Genomic DNA, 22,974 nt, shown 5'->3' with positions numbered 1-22,974 from the left:
GGGATATGGGAAACTGAAGGTATCAACGTTGAACAAGGAGGTAAGATTGTGGATGAAAGATCAAATAAACGGATCATGGATGAAATGGAAGAAACGCTAGTGAAGCTCCATCATACATTTGAAGAGAAGCTGTGGACACCCTATCACAGTCATGATTTACATGAACTATTAATCCAATTCACTAAAAATGAATTGTCAGAGATCAGGAAAATGTATGCGATAACGGGTGTCAGCCAGCTGAACAAAACCAAGTTGGCAGAAGTCCTGGTTAACGAAATTCCGGCAAGGATCCCGGACAAACTTTCGATTCTGACCAATGACGCATACGCCCTTCTTTTACGGGTGGTGAATGCGGCTGGACGCTACCCTGCAGGCGACGTATCAAGTCTTATGGTTTCGGTGCTGAGAGATCTAGGGATGGTGTTCCCAGTCGTACAAGACGGCATGCGCTTGCTGATCATGCCACAAGAAGTGCTCTCCGTGATTGCCTCTGAACAGAGCAAAGAGCTCAAACGAGCCATCAAGCGCAATACGGAGTGGGTGGAAGTGGTGAAAGGTATGTTGAATATGCAGGGTGCCCTCTATGCACCACAGCAGTATGAACACCTGGAGAATGTGATGAAAGAACCCTTCACGGAAAAAATAAGAGAGGTTTTGCATCTGGTCGGACTCTATGACCTGAATCTCGAACAGGGGATGTTTAGCTGGCTACACCCCGGGGTGGAAAGTGAGCTTGATATTCGCGAGGCACAAATGGAAAGAACCGATATTGAATTTTACCCGTTTACGAAGGAGCAGCTGAAACTGGCAGCGAACCCACGTTACGTTGAGAAAACCCCTGCTGTTAAGCAACTTTCCGAATTCTTCCGGATTCTCTATGAGATGAAAAAAGAAGAACTTGATGAAACATTGAACATGATCGTAGGGATGATGAGAGTGGATATCAAGTTCCAATTCATTATGGATGAATTGGGGGAATCCATTGAACTCCCCGATGGGGAAGAAATGACGATTCTGATTGATCTTATGATGGAACTTCACAATACGACCAGAAAATGGATCTTGAAAGGTCATTCTCCGGTCGGCCTGCGGGAAGGGTACCACCAACAAAAAGGAAGAAAAGGAAAGGTCCTGAACCTGAAAGACTATCGTAAATAAAACAAAGGGACGGTTCCCGTACGCCATCAAATCGGCGCATAGGAACCGTCCCTATTTATCACTTCGTATATTTCTTAACAGCCGGCAGTATTTCAGTAGCGATGAGCTCAATATTCTTCTTAATCTGATCAAGGGGGATGCCGCCGAGATCGATTTCCCCGAGGAAGCGCTGATGGCCGTATAGCTCATGCTGATAGAGGATCTTCTCGATGATCTGCTGAGGCGACCCGATCATCAGGGCATCGCGGTAATCAGTGGCTGCGGCGAACTGATCCTGCGGGTAACCGCCACCCTTCAGTTGGATCATGGCGCTGTTGAGGTGGGGATAGAATTCCCTCAAGGCCGTCTGGCTATCCTTGGCTGTATAAAGGAAGCCCGTCGTAGCAAGGGGAAGGGAAGCGGGATCGTGGCCCGCCTCTTTGGCTGCGTTCCTGAAGCCTTCTACCGCTGGAAGGAAACCCGTGGACGGTCCGCCGAGTGTTGTGAGCATCATGGGTATCCCTGCTTTTCCCGCCTTGATGGCACTCTCCGGCGGTCCCCCGACGGCCCGCCAGATCGGCAGGGACCCCTTCAGCGGCTGCGGAAGGATCGTGGCCTGGCGGAGCGGGGCGCGGAATCTGCCTTCCCACGTCACTTTCTCCTCGCGGTTGAGCTGCATGAGAAGCTCGATTTTCTCTTCAAATAAGTCTTCGTAATCGTCCACATCATACCCGAAAAGCTCATAGGCACCGGCACGCGACCCGCGGCCGGCCACAATCTCCGCGCGACCGTTCGAGATCAGGTCGATGGTGGCGAAGTCTTCGTACACGCGCACCGGATCAGATGTACTGAGAACCGTGGCGGAGCTTGCAATCTTGATGTTTTTCGTGGCCTGGGCAATCGCACCGAGGATGACCGTATGGGCCTGGGTCATGAACAAACGCTGATGGCTTTCCCCGACGGCAAAAACGTCAAGCCCTGCCTCATCTGCGAATACGGCTGTTTCAATTAATTCCCGGATCCGCTGCTGGGCAGAAATATAATCCCCGTTCATGGGATTCCTCAAATGTTCCCCTATAGAATACAATCCGATTTCCATGATAATTCCTTCTTTCTTCTATGATTAAAACGGAAGTGAATTCCGATACTGAATGGCTTTTTCAATCACCAGGGCGGTAGGGGTGATATCCTCGCCGTCCTCATTCACAATGGTCAAACTGCTCATGGTGGAGGAAACTTGACCGCGGATTTCCTGCAGGTATTCTTCCCTCAATGCCGCTCTTTCTTCGACTTCCCCTGGGGTCAATCCGTCCTCACGTGCTTTACGAGCCAGCTCATTGATGCGCTGCAAGCTGCTGATCATGTTCTCGTCCTCCTTTTTATCTTATATTGATTTATCTCGAATTCGAGATAAATTCAGTTTACCACCAGAATGTGGGAATGTCAACACAGCAAAAAAGGACGATTCCTGTAAAAAAGGGAATCGTCCATTATCATCGCTTTGATTAAATTGTGGTATAAGAACCGTCCCTACGAGTCATCCGTTGCTTCAAAAATCGTCCCCATTCTTTCAAAGGGATTCCCGGATGATGCGGCGGGAGTAGAGGGTGGAGAGTACGCCGAATGCCGAGTAGAGGACGGTGTAGAGTCCCATGACGATCAGGAGTGGCGTCCAGAGCTCACTTCCGAACCAAAACCAGCCGGATTTGACGGCGAAGTAGCTGTGCAGGAGGCCGACGGCGAGGGGGATCCCGAAGTTGAACAGCTGCTTGAAACGGATGCCTTTCAGCAGGTCATTCCGTGAATAGCCGAGCTTGCGGAGGACTGTGTAGTTCGGACGTTCCTCTTCGCTTTCATCCATCTGCTTGAAGTAAAGGATGCAGCCTGATGTAATGAGGAAGGTGAGTCCGAGGAAGCCGACGATGAATACGGAGATCCCCATATTGGCTTTTTGGTACTCGATGTAGATCGGACGGGAATCCGACAGGGTTTCTTCTTTTCCGAACAGGCTCACGTACAGATCGTTCGCTTTCTCCAGTTGACGGTCATCCTTGATGTTGACGCCCAGATTGATATTGGACGTACCCTGAAGCTCGGGATCCAGATGGTCCTTCATCGTTTGAAAGACGGTATCGTTCACGATTACCACAGGGAACCCGCCACCTGTGAATTTCCAGGTAATATAGTGATCATCCATCGTTTTGATCAGCTCGAGGGGCTGCTTCGTTTCTTTGTTCTGGAGGACGATTTCCCCTTTCTCCTTCATCGGCATGAAGTTCTTCAGCATATCACTGTACCCCGTCAGGATCGCTTCATCTTTGCCAAGCTTCAACCCGGCATCATCTGCAGAGATGACGCTCATTTGCGCTTTGCTTAGATCCATGGCGATCCCGTCGACTTTACCGGACACGATGCCTTCCAGATCGACCGCCACCTGAAGCACGTCGATGCGGTTTTCGCTGTAATCGATGTGATTGCTCCCAAGGGCTTTCTCGAATTGATTCAACCCTTCCTCCTTCAGGAAGGTAAAATCATCCGGCAGCTGCTTCTTGGCAGACGCCTCGGTTGAATAGTACGAAATGTACGTGAGGGACAGGAGCCCGATGGCCAGTGCTGAGACGGTCGTGATGATCGTCAGGAGCATGGAATTCGTCTTCATGCGGAACATGATGGAGGACAGGGACAGGACTTCCCGCACGTTCAAATATCCTTTTCGTTGCTTGCGGATCACGTTGAACACAAAGCTCACAGACCCTTTATAGAAGAAATACGTCCCGATGATGACCGAGCCCAAGATGAACATCATGGCACCCATCAGTTCGACCGTCGAGGTGAAATCCCCGCCGAACAGCTTCGTTGACACAAAGTACCCCGACGATACCAGGCCAAGGCCCAGGATCCCCATCAGGATCTCCCATACAGATTGCTTCTTTACATTCATTTCAGAAGCAGATTTTACTTTGAACAGGCTCAAAATGCTCTGTTTCTTGATGAAGGCGGCATTGATAAGCAGGATCATCAGGAAGATCACAGAGAAGACGATGAGCGTCCGCTCCATGGCGGCCATGGAGAAATGAAGCTTTGCGACCGCCGTGATCCCCACTGCCTTGAAGAGGATCGACGTAATCAGCTTTGAAAAGGCAAATCCCACGCCGATTCCGAGGACGGTGGCCACGGCATAAAGCAGGAAGTTCTCCGCACTCAATAGGAACACGATTCGCTTTTTCGACATCCCGATCAACTGAAGTAACCCGATTTCCTTGCTGCGTCGTTTAATGAAGATCGCATTCGCATAGATAAGGAAGATCCCGATGATGGCGATCAGCATGAAGGACGCCACCTGGATGGCCGCCCCTCCCTTGATCGACCCGTTCGTCGCATCCATGGACGGATCATACTGCAGGGTGGCAAAGGCAAAGAACAGCGACACCCCGAAAGTCAGGGCAAAAATATAAAGATAGTAGTTTTTGAGATTTTTCTTGAGATTCTTTCCGATAAGAGAGTACATGTTCACGATGATTCCTCCTGGCTCGTTGTTGGTACTTACCATTATAGGGAGGAGTCAGGCGGGAATCGTTTCATTCAGCGAACAAAATGGAGGATGGTGTGACATTGTTGTCACACGGTAAGGGGAAAGAAAAAAGGATGCGTTAAGTCATCACACATCCTGATCGTATCATTCATGCTGTTTTTAACACCTTATATTTCTTATAGGCCCTGTAATAACCATCCATGAACAAGATCACCATGAGGACAGGCAATGCTTTCAATAGGGCGAACGGTGTCTCAAAAAGGAACGCCTTCCAGAAGAGGGACCCTTCCATGTGCCACAGGCCGTCGTGATAAAAGCTGGGCTTCTGAATGAAAATATAGTTAACCATGATGGCAAACAGGGTGATGCCCAACCATCCGGAATAAACCATCAACCGCTGATAGTATTTTGCCAGGGACTCGCGGTCGGAGAAGAGCTCATCGTGTCCGTCCGCTTCTTTCTGCCAATAGCGGATCCCGACCATTTTGGAAGCGGCGATGCTGCTCCAGCCGAAATCTTCGTACATGTTCGTATACTCAAGGTCCTTTTCCTTCCTCATCCGGTCACGGTAATCCAAGCGCATCACATGTTTTTTGTCTGTTTCTTCAAATGTATAGACACCCAGCGAACTGATCTTGGTGCAGCGGAATCCTTTCGCCAGCTGCTCATTCAACCACTTTTCTTCTCTCTCGATATCAAAAAAGATCTTAAGCTTTTTCACCCGATCCACTTCCTTCATATAAGGATAAAATATGCTGCAATCGTTCTTTTTCTACGTTTAAAACGGCATTTCCGTCATACGTGATCTGATAGACCTTCCTCCGGCCTTCTTCCCCGACCGGTTCGATCCAGCCGTGCTTATTCAGATTCTCAACGGCACCGTACAGGGTACCCGCTGCGAGCACGACCGCGCCATCACTCATTTCTTCAATCTTCTGCATGACAGCATAGCCATGCAGGGGCTCGCGCAGTGCGAGCAGGATATAGTGCATCGTTTCCGACAGTGGTAATAATTTATGCTTCATCGTCTCATCCTTTATTCAGTTCGACTATATAGTTCAACTTATTAAAAAGATAATACAGTTCAACTGAATAGTCAATAAGAGTTTTCCATTAAAACCAAAAAAAACCGGTTTCCACTGAGGGAAGTACCGGATGTCAATCGTCATGTGCGCATGTATCAGTCATTAAGGATTCCTGGCTTCCAAACAGAAAATGAACAGGACCAACGTGGCCAGGCTTGAAACCAACCCGATGGGTATGAAAATACACTGTCCCCAAGATGGCTTACTGTCATACGTTACCATTAAAATCAGCGAAACACTAAAAGTTAGAAGGATAAGAGAGGACATTTTGTCTCTAGTCATTCTACTATCTCCCCTTTCAAACAAGCCGGTCATTCACACATAATCGGCATCTTTTATCCAACATCCATTAATGTTAATATAAACCTTTTGTTGTGTGGACCTTCACTGGATTTTCACAAACGTAGAAAAACGGAAGCAAGTTTGCCGAACAGTCTGCCCATCAGTGCATCAATTAGAAGTTCGCCCACGACCACACAGGAAGAAACTACCTCCATGTCGAATCTAGTGGAGAGCGATGCACGCACCACTTCAAACAAAGGAGAGGACAGATGACCGAATACAGAGGTTCGACCGTTTATGATAATGAAGCGTTTTTTGATCAGTATACGAAGCGAAGGGGCAGGCGCGACAGTCCGAATAATGCCATCGAAGGACCGGTGATGGTTGAGCTGCTTGGGGAGTATGAGGGTGCCCGGATACTGGACCTCGGTTCCGGTGACGGGGCGTTCGGGACTGCGCTCCTGGAAGGGGGAGCAGGCTCCTATACCGGTGTAGACGGGTCGAGTCAGATGGTGGAGGCGGCAAGGGTATCGCTTGCCGGTAACCCCGAGGCGACCATCCTTCATGAAACACTGGAGACCTATGCATTCCCTGAAGCAAGCTTTGATCTGGTCACATCCCGTTTTGTCCTGCACTACATAGAAGACATCGAAAGCATTCTCAAGCGCATCCACTCGACGCTGAAACCTGGCGGGCGCTTCATCTTCAGCCTTCAGCATCCCCTCACCACGTCCTCTTTCACGAGCAAGGAGAACGGGGAACGGCGCGGAAGCTGGATTGTAGATGATTATTTCCGTACGGGGGAACGGAAGGAACCGTGGATCGATCAGACGGTGGTGAAATATCACCGCACGACCGAGCAGTATTTCACGGCGCTGACCGAAGCGGGCTTCCGCGTGGATACCCTCCGGGAAGGCCATCCTCAGCGGGAGCATTTCTCGAGTGATGAGGAATATGAGCGGCGCCTGCGGATTCCTGTCGTGTTGCTATTCTCATGTGAAAAATAATGAACAAAAATAGATTGCCGGCGCATCAGGCAATCTTTTTTTGTTTCTTTATTGTGAATAGGTTATTCATCCACCATTTGGATCTTGAACGTAATCTCAATGGAGGATATGACCGATTGAATCATGCCGCAGTTAGTCAGAACGAGCTGTGAGATGCGCTCTGCCTGCTTTTCCGTCAGGGTATTTCCAGTTTTAACAAGTGCAGTGAAATGGATTTCCTCAATTCGGTTCGCTCTATCAGGATTTCTCACGTAGTCTGCTTCGAGTTCCATATGAGCAACATCCATCCGCTTTTTCGTTAAGATGGTGCGAAGCAATGTTCCGCTGCATCCTGCAAGGGAAGCGATGAATAATTGAAACGGGCGATATCCTTCCTCTTCATTGGTCGATACGGAAAGATTCCCGAAGGTGGTATCGGTTGTGACAGAGTCTTTATTAATGGTGTACTTCATGAATAGCACCCCTTTCATAGAGCTATAAATGATATACCCTTGTGAGTATTAAATCAAAACGCTTGGAAAGAAATACAGTAGTGTCATGAGGGATCCACCTCATGCTTTTTTTTCTTTAAATGTAATAAAAAGGATTTAATACGTGGAAAATGGGTAAATCAAAATGAGTAATTGGAATCATTATGGAAAAATATGAGTGCTGTGATCGGACACATAGGTGGAAAAGGAAAGGTGATGGATGGGATGAAGAGGATAGTGATGGTAGTATTCGTAGCAATCATGCTGAGCGGATGCTCGCTGACGAAACTTGGAAAGGTGTTTCCGTCCAGTTCCCCGGCAGAGGAAACCGGCGGGGAGGAAGCAACCGAGACAGCCCAAGAAAAGTCCGAGAAACCATCGAATTTAGACAAAGCCAATGCACTTGTGGAAGAAGCGAATAAGAAGCTGGATGAGATCGAGCGGGGAGATGAACCGGTCAAAGGGGAAGGCGAACTGTTACTTTTCATTGAACAGGAAGTGTTTCCGATCGGCCAACGGGAAGCGGCTGTAGAGGAAAGATTGTATGAGGCAATGTCTGCTTTCGAAATGAATGGAGACAAGGAGGCCGCGTTTGAGACGGTGGATTGGGCCATGAAGGAATACGAATCCATCCTTGAGGATGCGAAAAATGTCCGGACCTACATGGATGAACAGGAACCGCTCAAGGAAGAATTGATTCATGGCGTGATGCTCTTTCAGGAATACCTCAGGATGATCAGGGATGCCATCGATGATCCTTCCGAGTGGACCGGAGCGAACATCATGGGCGCCGAATATGATGCGTCCGTGGAAAAGTACCATCGCATGGTCACAGAGCTCAGCGAGAAGTATGGCATCAACTATCAGGTCGGCCAGCCTGAATAAGAGAGTCTGGCAGTGCAGAGGTTGAACGACAAAAGACGAAACAGGATGGGTGGGTCACCAAGATGAAGAGGTTACTAGTTTTTGTGCTGATTGCCTTCTTACTGAGCGGATGCAGCTTGATGAAGGTGGGAAAGGTGAGCTCGTCAAACGAAGGAGCGGAGGATGCAGAGGTGATAGCAACCGACGAAAAAGGGAAGGACGAAGATCAGAAGACGGAAGCCAATGCTGCTGCCGATGACTCTTCCGAGAAGGGAAGCATGACCCCTGCAGAAGAGTTTACCTCTTTCATAGAGGGGGATATGAGTGACATTTCAGTAATGGAATATAACGTACAAGTCAATCTATCCCAAGCCCAAAGGGAATCTGCCGAGGATAAGGATCAGGATCAGGCGATGAAGGATGCATTGGAAAGAGCCATCGCAGGATACGAGCAGCTGATCGTAAAGATGGAGGCCATCGAAGTGGAATCGGATGAGCTGGTCAAGTTGAAGCAAGAGGCGCTTGATGGATTCAGTATCTATCAGGAGTATCTCATTCTTAACAGGGAATTGATCGATGACCCTTCAAAAGACCAGGAGATGATTGCAAAGAACCTTGAGTATCAACGGGCAAAAGGGACTTATCAGTCTCATCTTGAGGATCTTGCCGATGAGTATGGGTATTCGTTTGAACAATGATGTTTAGTTGAAAAGCAGCGCGGTTGGGCGATCGTGACGATCCCAAACTTTCAGGTTCCCACATGTCGACACGGCCACCACTCGAATTTTATGACCAGGAATCCAGATCAAAAGTCATCGGCAAAAAGTTACAAAAATAGGGTTATCCTCTCAAAATATGGGTAAATCAAAGTGAGCAATTGCCAACATGATGGAAAAACCTGTCGAGGTGTGGAGTATGGTCAATCACGCAATGAAGAAATTCCTGTTGCCAGTCCTGTTCCTCCTCCTATTGTGTGGATGCGGGGGCATGGAGGCTGAGAAGACGGAGTCTCAGCCAAAGGAACCGGATGACGCGTCATCGGAGAAAGAGACTGCACCGAAAGAGCAAGAGGACGTCGTAGAAGCCCCTGCTGCCTCCCCTGAGGGCAATGACAGCATGAATAAGGGTGAAAAGGGAGAGGAATCGGAAGGAAAGGCACAGTTCATGCAGTTCATCGCCGTGAGCGTCCCTGCCATCGGTCAACAGGAAATGGCGATCCGCCAGAAGGTGCAGGCCGGGGTCGATCTCTATGAAATGAACGGGGACAAGGAAGCCGCCCGGGAGGCTCTGGATGAGGGCATCTCGGAATACGGGTCCCTGGTCAAACAGGCAGAAAGCCTTCCGGCAGAATCCGATGAACTGAAGCCCGTGAAGGAGGAACTCGTCAACGGGTTCAAGCTGTACAGGGATACACTCGATCTCATCCGGAAGACCATTGATGACCCATCCTTGAGCACAAAGGTGGAAGAAAAGACGCTGGAATACGGAGAGTCAGTCGAGCGATACCGCACCCTGGTGGATGACATCAGTAAGGGATATGGAATTGACTATGAGTTGGCTCCCCCTTCCTGATCCAGGCTATCACTTTTTAAACGGTTCTGGGAAAAAAGACACAAGAGAGAGCAGTCCCGACTGGACGGCTGAAACAAAATGAATCGATGGAATCATTATGGAAAACCCAGAGAAATGGTATTATGTGAAAGGTTTAGAAATTGGCAGGGAATGGGTGTGCAATAGGAAATGAAGAAGATACTGATCATCATGCTACTTGCACTGTTATTGAGCGGATGCGGGTTACAGAAGGCGGCAAAGGTCCTTACAGCTGATTCGGAGGCAGAGGATAAAACCGCAGAAGCAGAAGCGAAATTGGAAGAATCGAAGAAAGAGCTTGAGAGACTGAAAGAAGAAATGGACGGTTCACTGGGGGATGCCCTCAAAGAGGATAGCGAGGGTGCGGCTTCTCCAGGTACTCCTGAGGAACAGTTCGAGCACTTTGTGGATGTAGATATGGCAGAAGTCGGTGAACTGGAAATGGACATTCAGGATCGCATCCTGCAAGCAAGCGAACAGCCTGTAGAAGAACTGATCGAGGTCCTGGATCAGGCCATCATCGATTATGATGAAGTGATCGAGAGGGTCGAAGCCATCAAGGTGGACTCGGAAGAACTACAGAAAGCGAAAGAAGGAGCACTAGAGGGAGTGAACCTGTATAAAGAATCCCTCGTCCTCTACAGGGAAACCTTTGATGACCCCTCGAAGGAAGCAGAGATGATTGCCAAAGGGGACGAATTCGAAAAGTCTGCGGCAGCGTTCCATGACGATCTAAATGAGCTCGCGGCGAAGTATGGGTACACGTATACACAACCATAAAACAGAACTTTACAAAGGGGAATTAGAATGAAGAAACTTATGTTAGCATCAGCACTACTTTTTCTTTTATCAGGGTGCAGCCTTGGTGTATTTGGGAGCGGCAAGGCGGATGAACTGGTCGAGTTCAATAATGAACAACTGAATAAGATCATTGAAATGGAAGAAAAAGCGAATGAGCCGATTTTAGAGGCAGTGACCAGTTATGATATCGAAGCACTCATTGCCGGAATCGAAGATGCCAAGCCGCAATATGATAAGATGCTGAAGGAAATCGATTCGTGGGAGTTCAAGACAGATGAGGTAGAGGCGAAAGCAAAGCAGTTGCGTGAAGTCGTGAAAATGAGCAGGGAAAACCTCGACGTTCAACAAGAAGCCTTTGAGACAGAGGACGAGGAACTGATGACGAAAGCGGATGAGACCCAGATGAAAATCGAAGAGAAAGCGGTCAAGTTCGATAAAGATCTGAAGAAGCTTGCAGATGAGTGGGACGTTGAGATCACAGATCAGGAATTGGAATAAGAAGAATCGAAAAAACCGACATGGGGATTACTCTCCTTTTGTCGGTTTTTTTGTCGAGTAGCCTTTCAAGACGCATTCATCACGTTGGATAAAGGACAATGTTATTCTCTGCCCTTTTCCACAGCGTTCTGTCCTTTAAGGAATTCATCCACCATCAACCCGGCTACTCCAAGAGAAGCGACCGGGAGCCGCGTGTCGAGAAAGACGAGATCAAGATCGTCCCGGTAATGGGGGAGGGCTTTTGCTCTCACGGTATCGCGTACCGCGTTTTTCATCCACTCACCACCACGGCTGGCGATGATGATATGCTTCGTATCGTATGCGTGAATCGCGCTGACGACCCCGCTCCCGAGTGCGCGGCCGGCTTCTGTGAAGAGTGAGAGGGCCAGTTCATGGCCATTCCCTGCACTGTTCACCAAGGAGTCGAAATCCTTACAATCCTCCAGGCCGGATCCCCTGGCCTTTTCCACGAGTGCAGGTTCCGATGCGTACAGTTCCAGGCAGCCACTGTTGCCACACGTGCAGCGTGGTCCTTGGAAGTCGAGGGTCATATGCCCGATTTCACCCGCATAGCCGCTTTGTCCCCTGTAGAGCGATCCGTTGAGCACGATCCCAGCGCCGATCCCGGTTCCGATGCTGATATAAACGAGGCTTTCATCGGCGTCTGGCCGTGTCTGATATTCCCGGTAGGCGCCTGCATTGGCTTCATTTTCGATCAACACGGGCAGCTTCAGCCTATCTTCCAAATCGTGCTTTAATGGGCGGTCACGCCACTGCAGGTTAGGGGCGTTCAACACGGTGCCCGAGCGATCAATCATGCCGGGAACGGCGACGCCGACGCCGATGATGCCATGGGGAGAAGCGGGTACCACCTTCTGTGCCCAATCCAGCGCTTCCTCCATGGTGCGGAGTGTGGATTCATAAGCCGTATCACCAGCCGGGAACGTTTCTTGGGAAATGATCGTCCCCTTCAGATCGGTAAGCGCGGCCTCCACCGTTGCCGCTTCCACATTCAGTCCAAGGGCATACCCGGCTTCTCGGGAGAAATAGAGCAGGACGGGACGGCGACCGCCACTCGATTCCCCGATGCCGGCTTCCTTTACAAGGGATTCGTCCATGAGCTCCGCCACAAGGGAAGAGACGGTGGCTTTATTGAGACCGCACCGCTTGGCGAGATCCGCACGCGAGATCGGTTCGTCTGCGATGATCTGCTGAAGGACGAGGCGTTTGTTTTCATGTTTCATACTGCTTTGATTCCACGATTGCTTCATTGATGTCCTCCTGTTATCCGTTTCGTGATCTCATTATATCATTTTTTCAGAAAACTTAGTTTGTTTATTGAATAAACGAAGTGGCTTGATTTATAATGAGTAAAGAAAGCGTATACAAGAACCTACCTTAAGGAGGAAAAATGATATGCCCGAGTTCAAAGAGATTCCAGTCATCCGTTATGAAGGAGCTGATTCTGATAGCCCGTATGCATTCAAGCAGTATAATCCCGATGAAATCATCGCAGGAAAGTCCATGAAGGATCATTTGCGTTTCTCCGCTGCCTACTGGCATACGTTCAACGCAGATGGATCAGATCCGTTCGGTGCGGGGACGATGAGGCGCTCATGGGATGCCCTTGGCGGATTGGATCGTGCAAAAGCGCGGGTGGAGTCTGCGTTTGAATTTTATGATCGGCTTGGCCTTCCGTATTTCGCTTTCCATGATGTGGACATCGTCCCGGAAGGAGCAAGTCTTTCGGAAACGAACCGGAATCTGGATGTGATCGTCGCCATGATCAAGGAGTACATGGAGTCGAGCGGCGTGAAGCTTCTGTGGAATACGGTCAATGCATTTACACATCCGCGCTATGTGCACGGGGCTGCTACAAGCTGTTCTGCCGATGTATTCGCGTATGCGGCGGCGAGCGTGAAGAAAGGTCTTGAGGTCGGGAAAGAGCTTGGAGCGGAGAATTATGTGTTCTGGGGTGGCCGCGAAGGCTATGAAACGCTCCTCAATACGGATCTGAAACTGGAGCAGGATCATTTGGCCGCGTTCCTGAAGATGGCGGTGGACTATGCAGGGGAGATCGGTTTCGATGCCCAGTTCCTCATCGAGCCGAAGCCAATGGAGCCGACAAAGCACCAGTATGATTACGACGTGGCTACTAGTCTATCATTCTTGCAGCAATACGGTCTGGCAGAGCACTTTAAATTCAATATCGAGGCCAATCACGCGACCCTTGCCGGTCATACATTCGAGCATGAGCTCAGGGTGGCAAGGATCCGGGGGATGCTCGGATCCGTCGATGCCAACCAGGGCGATCCCCTCATCGGCTGGGACACGGACGAATTCCCCACCGACCTGTATGCCACCACTCTTGCCATGTATGAAATCCTTCAGAACGGCGGTCTGGGAAGGGGCGGTTTGAACTTCGATGCGAAGGTGAGGCGTGCCTCCTTCGAGTCGGAGGATCTCATCCATGCCCATATCGCCGGGATGGACGCCTTTGCCGTCGGACTGAAAGTGGCGGCAAAACTCATGGATGACGGCGTGCTGGAGAAAAACATCGGGGAGCGCTACGAGAGTTTCACCTCCGGCATCGGCCTTGAGATCCAAGAAGGGCGGACTGACTTCAAGAAGCTGGAGGCATATGCCCTCGGCCTGAAGGAGATCCGAAATCGTTCAGGCAGGCAGGAGCGTCTGAAGGCCATCGTCAATCAGGCCATTTTGGGGGTGCGTTGATCCAATGGAATATGTGATCGGAGTGGATCTCGGAACGAGTGCAGTGAAATGCCTCCTCCTCGACCGTGCTGGAAACGTGGTGAAGGAAGCCGAGCGGTCATTTTCCGTCATGCGCCCGGCGCCCGGCTACAGCGAGCAGGATCCCGATGACTGGGTCAGGGGGACTGTGCAGGCACTGAAGGAGCTCTCTACAGTAGAAGGAGACGTGAAAGGCATTTCATTCTCCGGACAGATGCACGGCCTCGTCCTTCTTGATGGAAAGGGGGACGTGGCCAGGCCGGCAATCCTGTGGAATGATACAAGGACGACGAATCAGTGCCGTTTCATTGAAGAGACGGCCGGTCTCCATGAGCTTCTGCGTGTTGTGAAAAACCGTCCCCTTGAGGGATTCACCCTTCCCAAGCTTCTGTGGGTAAAGGAGAATGAACCGCAACTCTTTGAGCATGCGTCTGTTTTCATGCTGCCGAAGGACTATGTCCGCTACCGCCTGACCGGGGAAATCGCCACGGATCCGTCCGATGCGGCGGGAACGCTTCTTCTGGAAAGCAGAACGGGCGAGTGGAGCAAGAATCTTCTCGATCTCTTCGGTATCCCAGTAGCACTGTGCCCGCCGATCCTTCCGTCTGACGAAAAGGCAGGGAACTTGAATGCGGAAACCGCTGAGGAGACAGGTTTGATCGAAGGAACACCGGTCTTCACGGGCGGCGCAGACAATGCGTGCGGAGCGATCGGGGCCGGCATCCTTACGCCGGGAGATACGATGTGCAGCATCGGGACCTCCGGTGTCATCGTGAGCTACGAGGAGGATGCCGACGTCGACTACGAAGGGGCGCTCCATCATTTTCACCATGCCGTCCCGGGGGGCTATTATGCCATGGGAGTCACCTTATCTGCAGGGCACAGCCTGAGCTGGTTCCGTGATACATTCGCTGCCGGTGAATCATTCGACCACCTTCTACAGGAGGCGGCCACTGTACCTCCCGGTGCCAACGGGCTGCTGTTCACCCCGTACTTATCAGGCGAACGCACGCCCCATGCCGATGCCCTCATCAGGGGCAGCTTCATCGGAATGGATGCTTCTCAAACGAGAGGGGACTTCGTGAAGGCGGTGATGGAGGGGATCACATTTTCCCTGAAAGAATCCGTCGAGATCCTGCGGTCAAAAGAGAAGACCATCGACACGATCGTAAGCATCGGCGGAGGTGCGAAAAGCGACGCCTGGCTCCAGCTCCAGGCCGATATCTTCGGCGCCGAGGTGGTGAGCCTTGTCACCGAGCAGGGACCGGGTCTCGGGGCAGGGATCCTCGCGGCAACAGGTTCTGGATGGTTCTCTTCTATAGAAGAGGCGGCAGAAACCTTCATCCGATACGGAAAACGGTATAGTCCCGGCGCAGAAGCCGCAGCCGCTTATGAAAAGGTGTATACCATTTACAAACAAGTGTATCCTAACACCCGACTCATCAACGAACAGCTTTACCCATTCCGGAAAGGAGGAAATGATGCATGAGAAAAGTGGTGATGGTGGGAGGAGCCGGTACGGTCGGAAAGGTCCTCCACGATGGTTTGAGTGATCGGTTTGAAATGGTCATCCTGGATCAGGAGGTTCCCGAGTGGGTAGAAAATGGTGTGAAGGTCGACGCCACGGACGAAGCGGAGCTGAAGAAGAGCATTCCGGAAGACACGGATATCCTCATCAATCTTCTCACTGTGAGCGGAGAGAAGGACCTCCAGGACACGGATGAGTTCATGAAGATGACCCGCGTCCACTTCATCTCAAGCTTTTACCTGATGAGGGCCGCCATGGAGCTCGGGATTCCGAAGGTGATTTTTGCGAGCAGCAATCATACGACGGATGCGTATGAGAAAGGTGGGGACTCCCTCCTTGGCCGTGAAATCACCGTTGAAGATAAGCCGCGATCCAAGGGGCTTTATGGGGTGCTGAAGTACGCGTCCGAGCAGATCAGTGAGATCATTTCCCGGGAAGAACCCGGAGGACCGGCCGTGTTCAATATCCGCATCGGAAGCGTCCATGCTGACGAGGAGAAGGATGTGCAGGAGGATCCACGTCTCATGAAGACGCTTCTTTCACACGAGGATCTGATCGGGCTTTTTGAGAAGGCGATGGAATCATCACGGGCCGGGGGCACCTACTACGGCGTGTCGGATAACCCTGGGAAACCCTGGTCCATCGACAATGCCAGGAGCGAACTCGGCTATGAGCCGAAACGGAATGCCGAACAGGTGGTACGGAGGGAAGGGGGGCAGTAGCCCTTCTTTTCTTTTTGAAAAAAAGGAAATTCCCCCAGGCGTATACCCGAGTGGAAATCATTGTGATACGATATAAATGTGCTATTATTCAGAATACTTTATAGAGAAAAAGGATCACATTCTGTGATGCCGCCATGGATCTTGATGGGGGAGAGGGAGCATGTTCAAGAAATCGAGAGTCTTTTATCGCCTATTCGTCCCGTTCTTCCTTTTAGGAGTGGGGCTTGTCTTGGGCTTCTGTATTTTCATTTATACAACCACCTACAATTCGGTGGAGGAATCATTCCTGAAGGACAAGCGTGATTATACGCTGCAGGTCCTGCATAATGTGGAGCAAAAGGTGAGGACCATCGAATACGGATTCACCGCCTACAGCTCGACGTCGAGTTTTGAGGAAACGTTCAAAACGCCCTTTTATGAATCGGAATTCGATCGCTATCAGGATATCCGGAAGGAAATGAGCTACATCGAAATGCTCGGGATCGAGGGGAGTGCGTACAATCTCATCAGCCTCGATCAGAAGTGGGGCATCATCAACGGATCGTTGAAAACGCTTACGGAACAAGAGCTCGATGGCTTCAAGGAGAAGTATGTAGAAGGCAAGACCCAAAGCCTTTTCTGGCGTCCCGACGGGGAACAGATCGAGATGATCATGACGCTTCCCATTTACCGGAGTGAGAAGTTCGCCATGGGGACGGCGAGCATCCCGAAGCGGAGCATCGATCAGATTGTCGGCAACAAAGAGCAGTACGTCGAGATCTACAATAAGCAGGACGAGCTCCTCTATTCCAATCAGGAAAAGGATAGCAGCCTCACGAGCGGAGAGTTCAACCGTCTCAAAGAAAAAGCCGCCAACGGCATGACCATGATGCGGGCAAAGGACGGGCGCACCTATGTGTATGCCCTGTCCGACTACAACCAGTGGCTCTACATGGTGGAAGTGAACCAGGGGGAAATCGGCACAATCATCCGCAATACGGCGATCGGGCTTGTGATCACTTCACTCCTCCTCATCCTCCTTGTCGGCTTCATCTCGTACCGCCTGGCAGAGTCCTACTCAAAGCCAATCCGGAAAATCCAGGAGAAACTCGCCCTTCCCCGGGTTCCATCGAAGGAAAATGAGCTTTCCCTCCTGGCCGCCTCCATTGAGCAGGTGGTGGATCAAAATGAGCTTCTCACTGAAGATCTCACCAGGCAGCAGCCGCAGCTCGAGACCCTGTTCGTCCTCAGCCTGTTCCGGAATCGCCTGTCGGAGAAAGAAGTGCAGAACCGCCTGGAGCAATTCGGCTATGACGTGGATCATAAGGTGTTCTACACAGTGGTCATCCAGATGGACACAGATTTTGAAGAGCAGGGGGTGGAGGGGGATCTCTTCCGCCTGGCCATCAATCAGGTGGTGGCAGAGTGCATCCCGGAATCGGAGCGCTTCATCCCCATCGTCCTGAATGATGAGATGCAGGCGACGATCCTCGCGTTCCCGGAGACGGAAGAAGAACCGGAGCGGAAGATCGCCAAGTATTATGAAAGCATCCAGCAGGCGGTTAAAGAGAACCTCCATGTCACCTTGAGCGCCGGGATCAGCGCTCCATATACCACCATCGTCGAGAGCAAGAAGGCTGTGGATCTCGCAAAAGAATCCCTGTATTATCGCGTGAACGTCGGGGCGGAATCCATCATCTTCTTCTCGGATATCTCCCAGCTGGTCAATGATGCCACGCTTTCGAAGTTTCCCCTTGATCTCCACAACCAGCTTCTCGGGGCGGTGCGATCGGGAGAGGAAGACGAAGCCGTGTCCCATATGGACAGCTTGATCGCGGACATCTTCAAAACGAATAAAAATCCCGTCAGCATCGGTGTGACCCTGACGCGGATCATCAATGACCTCGTCCAGCTCGGGCAGCTCCTCGGGGCGGACTTCGCCATCTTCGACAGGATCAAGCCCCTTTACGAAGAGGCCATGAATGCCTACAGTCCGGAACGGATCAGGAAGCGGTTGACGGAGGATCTCCTGAAGCCGGTGATCCGCTCGACCCATGATAAGAAGGAGCAGTCGATTAAGTCCCTTTCTCAGAAGATCGTCTACATCGTGGAAACGGAGTTCGATCAGGATCTCTCCCTCGATCAGATCGCGGACCGGCTCCATTACAACCCGAATTACCTCAGCAATGTGTTCAAGAAGGAGTACGGCGAGAGCTTTGGTGATTACCTCATGAACTACCGTCTCCAGAAGGCCCAGAGATGGCTCGTGGAAACGGAGTGGACGGTGAAGGAGATCGCCGAGAAACTTCAGTACCGCAATTCCCAGAACTTCATCCGCTTCTTCAAGAAGCGCCTCGATATGACCCCGGGCGATTACCGGAAGAAACATCGGCATTGATACAAAAAAATCCGAACCCAGCCGCTTGAGCGGATGACGTTCGGATTTCTTCTTTTTCCCCTTTATCCCTTCACGGAACCGACGAGGGCCCCTTTGACAAAGTACTTCTGGACGAATGGATAGGCAACCAGCATCGGCACCGTGGCGATCACGATGACGGCCATCTTGATCGTCTGGGCAGGGGGCACGACGTCAACGGACGAGCCTTCTGCCTGCATCCCGCTTGAGACGATGACGATCTGGCGCAGAAGCACCTGGATCGGCCATTTCGATGAATCATTGATATAGAGGATGGCAGTCATATACGTATTCCAGTATGTGACGGCATAAAAGAGTGAAATCGTCGCGATCGACGGCATGGCAAGCGGCAGCATGATCCGCATGAACACACCGAAATCCGTGCATCCATCCATCTTCGCCGACTCCTCCAGACTGTCGGGAAGCGCTTGGAAGAAGTTCCTCATGATGATGAGGTTAAAGGCATTGATGGCGACAGGCAGAATGAGAGACCAGTAGGAATCAATGAGTCCGAAGCTTTTCACCACCAGGAACGTCGGGATCATCCCGCCGCTGAAAAGCATGGAGAATACGACGAGGAAGTTGATGAACCCCCTGCCGAACAAGTAGCGTCTCGACAGCCCATATGCCATGAGGGCTGTGAGGACCATGCTGACCAGGGTCCCGATCCCCGTCACCCCGATCGATACGACAAGTGATTTGAAGAGGGTGGGGGTGGACAGTATGTAATGGTAGGCATCGAGTGAAAAGGTTTTCGGGAATAAGATGAATTTCCTTTCGATCACTTCTTGTGTCGATGCGAATGAACTGGCGATGACGTTCACGAACGGAATGAAGCAAGCAAGTGCGACGAGAACAAGCAGCGTGTTGTTCACGATGGAGAAAGCAACCCCGCTTTTTGAACGCCGCTTCCATTTAGGCTCTTTCATAACAGAGATCCTCCTTTAGATACGTAGCGTACGTTCACTGTAGCATCGGCGGTTTCATTCCGTATATAATCACTTTCCCAGTAGGGGGTGGCGCCCCTGATAAGGAATGTGCCCCGGATAATCACCTTGGATAGTCATGACACGTGAAAGGTTGATACACCAACGTTTGTAAGCGCCATCACCAAATGATTATATACGTAATCCTCCTGAAATCAGTATGCTTGGAACAAGAAAGTGGTCAAAGGGGGAGACGAATGGAAACTGTAGTGAAGACGGAGGATTCCTCGCTTCCGGTCCTGTCGGCGAAACAGGAGCGGATCATCAGGAGGAAGCAAATCTGGGCAGGCATCAAGACAAATAAGATTCTGTACCTGATGATCCTCCCGGGAATTCTTTATTTCGTCATATTTAAATATCTGCCCATGGCGGGCCTGGTCATTGCGTTCCAGGATTATCAGCCGTATCTCGGAGTCTTGGAGAGTCCATGGGTCGGGATGAAGCACTTCGTCCGGCTGTTCACCGAGCCGACCTTCTACATGCTATTGAAGAACACGCTCATCCTGTTCGGACTCAATATCTTCATCTTCTTCCCGCTGCCGATCATCCTCTCACTCATGCTCAATGAGGTGAGGAACAGGTACTTCAAGGCGGGGATCCAGACGCTCATCTACATTCCGCACTTCATGTCCTGGGTCATCATCGTATCGATCTCCTATGTGTTCCTGAATGTGGACGGAGGCATCATCAATGAACTCCTGGCATCCCTCGGGTTCAACAAGATCAGCTTCCTGACTTCACCCGACTGGACGCGTACGATCTATATCGGACAGGTGATCTGGAAAGAGCTCGGCTGGTCGACGATCATTTATCTCGCTGCCATCACCGCCGTCGATACCCAACTCTATGAAGCGGCCGAGATGGACGGGGCAGGCAGATTGCGCAAGACGTGGCATGTGACGCTTCCGGCCATCCGTCCGGTCATCATCGTTCTATTAATCTTGAAGATCGGTTCCACCCTCGACCTCGGGTTCGAACACGTGTATCTTCTATTAAACTCCCTGAATCGCCAGGTGGCGGAAATCTTCGATACGTATATCTATACGGCGGGTCTCCGGAACGGTCAGCTCAGCTTCAGTACAGCCGTCGGCCTGTTCAAGGGATTGGTGGGACTCGTCCTCGTGATCATGGCCAACAAGCTTGCCAAGAAATTCGGCGAAGACGGAGTGTATTAACATGGGGAGGCAGACGAGATGAAGTCCGTTGAGAAGCTCAATGCCATCTGTATCCTGTTACTGAAGCTTGTGTATGTGAATGCCCTTTGGCTCCTGTGCACCCTGTGCGGTGGCGTGATCTTCGGCGTCGGTCCTGCGACCTATGCAGCGGTGAGCGTCTGCCGTCAGTGGGTCCGGGGGAAGGACGTTCCTGTTGCTTCGACGTTCTGGCAGTACGTAAAGGAAGGGTTCAGGGAAGCGACGGCTATAAGCCTGCTGTACATGTTCGCAGGCACGGTCCTGATCGTTGATCTTCTTTTCGTGACGCAGTGGTACGTGAAGGGACTCCTCTTCCTTCTGTTGTTCGCATATGGATTGTCCCTGCTTTTCATCTTCCCGGTCATGGCGAACTACAACGTGAAAGGAATGTTCTTCAAAATCAAAACGGCCTTCTGGATCGGCCTGTCATTCCTGCAGTACTCACTCGTGACGACCCTGATCATAGCCGTGTTTTATGGTCTATTCTGGTCGATCTTTCCTGGTATTCTCGTATTCTTGGGAGCAAGCCTTCCACTCTTCCTGCTTGCATGGATGGGCAATCAGGTGTTCACAAGAATGGAAGCGCTTCATCATAATGAAACCAAACAATCAAAAAGGGGGAAACACAATGAACAAACGCATGATCTCAAGATTGGGTAGCGTCGGCCTTGCCGGGATGCTGCTTCTTGCCGGCTGCAGTGGGGAAAAAGGGTCCAGCTCTTCATCGGAAGGAGGGGACGGGAAGATCACATGGATGAACATCCTGCACACCGCCTCGCCGCCTACAGACACCATCGTGGATGAAATCGAGAAGAAGACCGATACGAAACTCGAATTCTCTTGGGTGCCCGATGCGTCCAAGGAAGAGCGGATCAACACCGCCATCGCGTCTGATTCCCTGGCCGATATCGTGACAATCACCATGATGGATAATTCCTCGGTGCGAAACGCCATGAAGTCCGGCATGTTCTGGAATGTAGAGGACTATCTTGATGATTACCCGAATCTGAAGGACATTTCGGAGGATGTAAGGAAGTCTGCTTCCATTGAAGGGAAGCTGTACGGGGTGCCGTTCCAGAAAGATTTGTCGCGGATCGGGATCGTCATCCGCAAAGATTGGCTCGACAATCTCGGACTCGACATGCCGAAAACAACAGAGGATCTCATGAAGGTGGCCCAGGCGTTCACCGAGGATGATCCCGACGGGAACGGCAAGGACGATACGGTAGGATTGCTCGACCGGAGCGACCTGGTGTATAGCTCGTTCAAGACGCTTGCCACCTACTTCGGAGCCCCGAATAAATGGGATGTCGACGAACAAGGCAACTTCACACCGGAATTCGAAACAGAAGGATATGTCAAAGCCATGGACTACCTGAAGAAGATGTATGACAACGGTTGGGTGAACAAGGACTTTGCCGTCATGGCGAAGACCGACCAGCAGCAAACGTTCGCCCAAGGGAAAGCCGGGATCTACTTCGGTGGATTATTCGACGGGCAGAACTTCCAGAACATGGCCAAAGGCATCCAGGATGATATGGAGCTTGACCTCATCAACGACATGACGTCAACAGACTACAACAAGCGCGTGATCTGGTCTGAAGGGAACGGTGTCGGCGGCGTTCTTGCCTTCCCTCGCTCTGAAGTAAAGGACGAAGCCGAATTGAAGAAGATCCTTCAGTTCGTCAATGATCTCCATGATGAAGAGCTGTATAGCCTGATGACCTATGGAATCGAAGGAACGCATTATGAAGAAGATGCCGACGGCCTGTACAAAATCATCGACCAGAATCTTTGGCAGCAGGAAGTACAGCCACTTGCAGCTTCAAGGCCGCGGGAAACGGGATATGAATCAAAAGATCCAAACCCGATCAAGCAGAAATCCAATGAAATGATTGCCGAAAATGCTGACTATGCCGTCCTGAACCCGGCCGTCCCACTCGAGTCTGGAACCTACTCAAGCCAAGGAACCGAGCTTCAGAAGATCATCACCGATGCCACCTATCAGTACATCCTCGGCGAGATCGACATGAAAGGATTCAAGAAAGCCGTCCAATCATGGGAAGACCAAGGCGGTAAAACCATCAAGGAAGAGTACAAAGAAGCCTACAAGGCGAGTCAATGATCATCGAG

Annotated in this window: 22 protein-coding genes; 14 read left to right on the top strand and 8 right to left on the bottom strand. The window is 50.9% G+C overall.

Annotated elements, in window-relative coordinates; all coding sequences use genetic code 11:
• Positions 1-48 precede the first annotated feature (48 nt).
• Positions 49-1,158, top strand: coding sequence for a hypothetical protein (locus tag AF331_RS11955; RefSeq protein WP_152915625.1), 1,110 nt, complete (start codon positions 49-51; stop codon positions 1,156-1,158).
• 58 nt (positions 1,159-1,216) lie between these two features.
• Here AF331_RS11955 and AF331_RS11950 read toward each other — a convergent pair whose 3' ends face one another.
• The 5 genes from AF331_RS11950 to AF331_RS11930 all read right to left on the bottom strand — a co-directional run bounded on the left by AF331_RS11950 (position 1,217) and on the right by AF331_RS11930 (position 5,694).
• Positions 1,217-2,236 (bottom strand): LLM class flavin-dependent oxidoreductase, encoded by a 1,020-nt coding sequence (locus AF331_RS11950; protein WP_053428338.1) that lies wholly within the window; start codon positions 2,234-2,236, stop codon positions 1,217-1,219.
• A 24-nt stretch (positions 2,237-2,260) separates the two neighbouring features.
• Complete coding sequence (locus AF331_RS11945) at positions 2,261-2,500, bottom strand: DUF896 domain-containing protein (protein WP_053428337.1); 240 nt, start codon at positions 2,498-2,500, stop codon at positions 2,261-2,263.
• A 207-nt stretch (positions 2,501-2,707) separates the two neighbouring features.
• Positions 2,708-4,651 (bottom strand): FtsX-like permease family protein, encoded by a 1,944-nt coding sequence (locus tag AF331_RS11940; RefSeq protein ID WP_053428336.1) that lies wholly within the window; start codon positions 4,649-4,651, stop codon positions 2,708-2,710.
• 166 nt (positions 4,652-4,817) lie between these two features.
• Positions 4,818-5,390: a DUF2812 domain-containing protein gene (locus tag AF331_RS11935; RefSeq protein ID WP_053428335.1), complete on the bottom strand. Its 573-nt coding sequence runs from the start codon at positions 5,388-5,390 to the stop codon at positions 4,818-4,820.
• Positions 5,377-5,694 carry a PadR family transcriptional regulator gene (locus AF331_RS11930; protein WP_053428334.1) on the bottom strand — a complete coding sequence of 106 codons (318 nt, stop codon included), beginning with the start codon at positions 5,692-5,694 and terminating at the stop codon, positions 5,377-5,379. The genes AF331_RS11935 and AF331_RS11930 overlap by 14 nt, the downstream gene beginning before the upstream one ends.
• Before the next feature lie 611 nt (positions 5,695-6,305).
• Between AF331_RS11930 and AF331_RS11925 the strand changes: the two genes are divergently transcribed.
• Positions 6,306-7,043 carry a class I SAM-dependent methyltransferase gene (locus AF331_RS11925; RefSeq protein ID WP_053428333.1) on the top strand — a complete coding sequence of 246 codons (738 nt, stop codon included), beginning with the start codon at positions 6,306-6,308 and terminating at the stop codon, positions 7,041-7,043.
• 62 nt (positions 7,044-7,105) lie between these two features.
• Here the strand turns inward: AF331_RS11925 and AF331_RS11920 are convergent, their stop codons facing one another.
• Complete coding sequence (locus AF331_RS11920) at positions 7,106-7,495, bottom strand: OsmC family protein (RefSeq protein ID WP_053428332.1); 390 nt, start codon at positions 7,493-7,495, stop codon at positions 7,106-7,108.
• Between the two features lie 258 nt (positions 7,496-7,753).
• Between AF331_RS11920 and AF331_RS11915 the strand changes: the two genes are divergently transcribed.
• The 5 genes from AF331_RS11915 to AF331_RS11895 all read left to right on the top strand — a co-directional run bounded on the left by AF331_RS11915 (position 7,754) and on the right by AF331_RS11895 (position 11,266).
• The gene (locus tag AF331_RS11915) at positions 7,754-8,398 is read left to right on the top strand and encodes a hypothetical protein (protein ID WP_160316526.1); all 645 of its coding nucleotides are present in this window, start codon (positions 7,754-7,756) and stop codon (positions 8,396-8,398) included.
• A gap of 62 nt (positions 8,399-8,460) precedes the next feature.
• Positions 8,461-9,075, top strand: coding sequence for a putative periplasmic lipoprotein (locus AF331_RS11910; protein WP_152915621.1), 615 nt, complete (start codon positions 8,461-8,463; stop codon positions 9,073-9,075).
• 187 nt (positions 9,076-9,262) lie between these two features.
• Entirely contained in the window at positions 9,263-9,949 is a 687-nt protein-coding gene (locus AF331_RS11905; protein ID WP_160316525.1) for a hypothetical protein, read from the top strand.
• Positions 9,950-10,117: 168 nt separating this feature from the next.
• Entirely contained in the window at positions 10,118-10,747 is a 630-nt protein-coding gene (locus AF331_RS11900) for a hypothetical protein (RefSeq protein ID WP_053428328.1), read from the top strand.
• A 27-nt stretch (positions 10,748-10,774) separates the two neighbouring features.
• Entirely contained in the window at positions 10,775-11,266 is a 492-nt protein-coding gene (locus AF331_RS11895; RefSeq protein WP_053428327.1) for a hypothetical protein, read from the top strand.
• Positions 11,267-11,367: 101 nt separating this feature from the next.
• Here AF331_RS11895 and AF331_RS11890 read toward each other — a convergent pair whose 3' ends face one another.
• On the bottom strand, positions 11,368-12,537 hold the full coding sequence (locus AF331_RS11890) for an ROK family transcriptional regulator (RefSeq protein ID WP_053428326.1): 1,170 nt from the start codon (positions 12,535-12,537) through the stop codon (positions 11,368-11,370).
• A 145-nt stretch (positions 12,538-12,682) separates the two neighbouring features.
• Here AF331_RS11890 and xylA point away from each other — a divergent pair, with 145 nt between their 5' ends.
• From xylA to AF331_RS11870, 4 genes are all read left to right on the top strand, one after another.
• The gene (xylA, locus tag AF331_RS11885; protein WP_053428325.1) at positions 12,683-13,999 is read left to right on the top strand and encodes a xylose isomerase; all 1,317 of its coding nucleotides are present in this window, start codon (positions 12,683-12,685) and stop codon (positions 13,997-13,999) included.
• A gap of 4 nt (positions 14,000-14,003) precedes the next feature.
• Positions 14,004-15,506, top strand: a complete 1,503-nt coding sequence (gene xylB / locus AF331_RS11880) for a xylulokinase (RefSeq protein ID WP_053428324.1) — start codon at positions 14,004-14,006, stop codon at positions 15,504-15,506.
• A complete protein-coding gene (locus tag AF331_RS11875; RefSeq protein WP_053428323.1) occupies positions 15,503-16,267 on the top strand; it encodes an NAD-dependent epimerase/dehydratase family protein in 765 nt (254 codons plus the stop codon). Before xylB ends, AF331_RS11875 begins: the two co-directional genes overlap by 4 nt.
• 160 nt (positions 16,268-16,427) lie before the next feature.
• The gene (locus AF331_RS11870) at positions 16,428-18,644 is read left to right on the top strand and encodes a helix-turn-helix transcriptional regulator (protein WP_053428322.1); all 2,217 of its coding nucleotides are present in this window, start codon (positions 16,428-16,430) and stop codon (positions 18,642-18,644) included.
• Positions 18,645-18,706: 62 nt separating this feature from the next.
• Here the strand turns inward: AF331_RS11870 and AF331_RS11865 are convergent, their stop codons facing one another.
• On the bottom strand, positions 18,707-19,591 hold the full coding sequence (locus AF331_RS11865; protein ID WP_048005289.1) for a carbohydrate ABC transporter permease: 885 nt from the start codon (positions 19,589-19,591) through the stop codon (positions 18,707-18,709).
• A 374-nt stretch (positions 19,592-19,965) separates the two neighbouring features.
• Between AF331_RS11865 and AF331_RS11860 the strand changes: the two genes are divergently transcribed.
• The 3 genes from AF331_RS11860 to AF331_RS11850 are packed head-to-tail and all read left to right on the top strand — an operon-like array spanning position 19,966 to position 22,966.
• A complete protein-coding gene (locus AF331_RS11860; protein WP_235563470.1) occupies positions 19,966-20,823 on the top strand; it encodes an ABC transporter permease in 858 nt (285 codons plus the stop codon).
• Between the two features lie 18 nt (positions 20,824-20,841).
• Complete coding sequence (locus tag AF331_RS11855; RefSeq protein ID WP_053428320.1) at positions 20,842-21,501, top strand: YesL family protein; 660 nt, start codon at positions 20,842-20,844, stop codon at positions 21,499-21,501.
• Positions 21,470-22,966: an extracellular solute-binding protein gene (locus AF331_RS11850; RefSeq protein ID WP_053428319.1), complete on the top strand. Its 1,497-nt coding sequence runs from the start codon at positions 21,470-21,472 to the stop codon at positions 22,964-22,966. The genes AF331_RS11855 and AF331_RS11850 overlap by 32 nt, the downstream gene beginning before the upstream one ends.
• The last annotated feature ends 8 nt before the right edge of the window (positions 22,967-22,974 follow it).

This window comes from Rossellomorea marisflavi (genome assembly GCF_001274775.1).
Taxonomy (GTDB): Bacteria; Bacillota; Bacilli; order Bacillales; family Bacillaceae_B; genus Rossellomorea; species Rossellomorea marisflavi.
The sequence above is the reverse complement of the archived record's forward strand: the minus strand, read 5'-3'. Positions and strand labels throughout refer to the sequence as shown.

What these genes read in the sequence shown, in the direction of transcription:
- AF331_RS11875 (WP_053428323.1), top strand. Translation starts at nt 15,503, where the DNA reads ATGAGAAAAGTGGTGATGGTGGGAGGAGCCGGTACGGTCGGAAAGGTC.
- AF331_RS11870 (WP_053428322.1), top strand. Translation starts at nt 16,428, where the DNA reads ATGTTCAAGAAATCGAGAGTCTTTTATCGCCTATTCGTCCCGTTCTTC.
- AF331_RS11895 (WP_053428327.1), top strand. Translation starts at nt 10,775, where the DNA reads ATGAAGAAACTTATGTTAGCATCAGCACTACTTTTTCTTTTATCAGGG.
- xylB (WP_053428324.1), top strand. Translation starts at nt 14,004, where the DNA reads ATGGAATATGTGATCGGAGTGGATCTCGGAACGAGTGCAGTGAAATGC.
- xylA (WP_053428325.1), top strand. Translation starts at nt 12,683, where the DNA reads ATGCCCGAGTTCAAAGAGATTCCAGTCATCCGTTATGAAGGAGCTGAT.
- AF331_RS11920 (WP_053428332.1), bottom strand. Translation starts at nt 7,495, where the DNA reads ATGAAGTACACCATTAATAAAGACTCTGTCACAACCGATACCACCTTC.
- AF331_RS11900 (WP_053428328.1), top strand. Translation starts at nt 10,118, where the DNA reads ATGAAGAAGATACTGATCATCATGCTACTTGCACTGTTATTGAGCGGA.
- AF331_RS11910 (WP_152915621.1), top strand. Translation starts at nt 8,461, where the DNA reads ATGAAGAGGTTACTAGTTTTTGTGCTGATTGCCTTCTTACTGAGCGGA.
- AF331_RS11915 (WP_160316526.1), top strand. Translation starts at nt 7,754, where the DNA reads ATGGTAGTATTCGTAGCAATCATGCTGAGCGGATGCTCGCTGACGAAA.
- AF331_RS11890 (WP_053428326.1), bottom strand. Translation starts at nt 12,537, where the DNA reads ATGAAGCAATCGTGGAATCAAAGCAGTATGAAACATGAAAACAAACGC.
- AF331_RS11860 (WP_235563470.1), top strand. Translation starts at nt 19,966, where the DNA reads ATGATCCTCCCGGGAATTCTTTATTTCGTCATATTTAAATATCTGCCC.
- AF331_RS11925 (WP_053428333.1), top strand. Translation starts at nt 6,306, where the DNA reads ATGACCGAATACAGAGGTTCGACCGTTTATGATAATGAAGCGTTTTTT.
- AF331_RS11930 (WP_053428334.1), bottom strand. Translation starts at nt 5,694, where the DNA reads ATGAAGCATAAATTATTACCACTGTCGGAAACGATGCACTATATCCTG.
- AF331_RS11905 (WP_160316525.1), top strand. Translation starts at nt 9,263, where the DNA reads ATGATGGAAAAACCTGTCGAGGTGTGGAGTATGGTCAATCACGCAATG.
- AF331_RS11850 (WP_053428319.1), top strand. Translation starts at nt 21,470, where the DNA reads ATGAACAAACGCATGATCTCAAGATTGGGTAGCGTCGGCCTTGCCGGG.
- AF331_RS11855 (WP_053428320.1), top strand. Translation starts at nt 20,842, where the DNA reads ATGAAGTCCGTTGAGAAGCTCAATGCCATCTGTATCCTGTTACTGAAG.
- AF331_RS11945 (WP_053428337.1), bottom strand. Translation starts at nt 2,500, where the DNA reads ATGATCAGCAGCTTGCAGCGCATCAATGAGCTGGCTCGTAAAGCACGT.
- AF331_RS11950 (WP_053428338.1), bottom strand. Translation starts at nt 2,236, where the DNA reads ATGGAAATCGGATTGTATTCTATAGGGGAACATTTGAGGAATCCCATG.
- AF331_RS11865 (WP_048005289.1), bottom strand. Translation starts at nt 19,591, where the DNA reads ATGAAAGAGCCTAAATGGAAGCGGCGTTCAAAAAGCGGGGTTGCTTTC.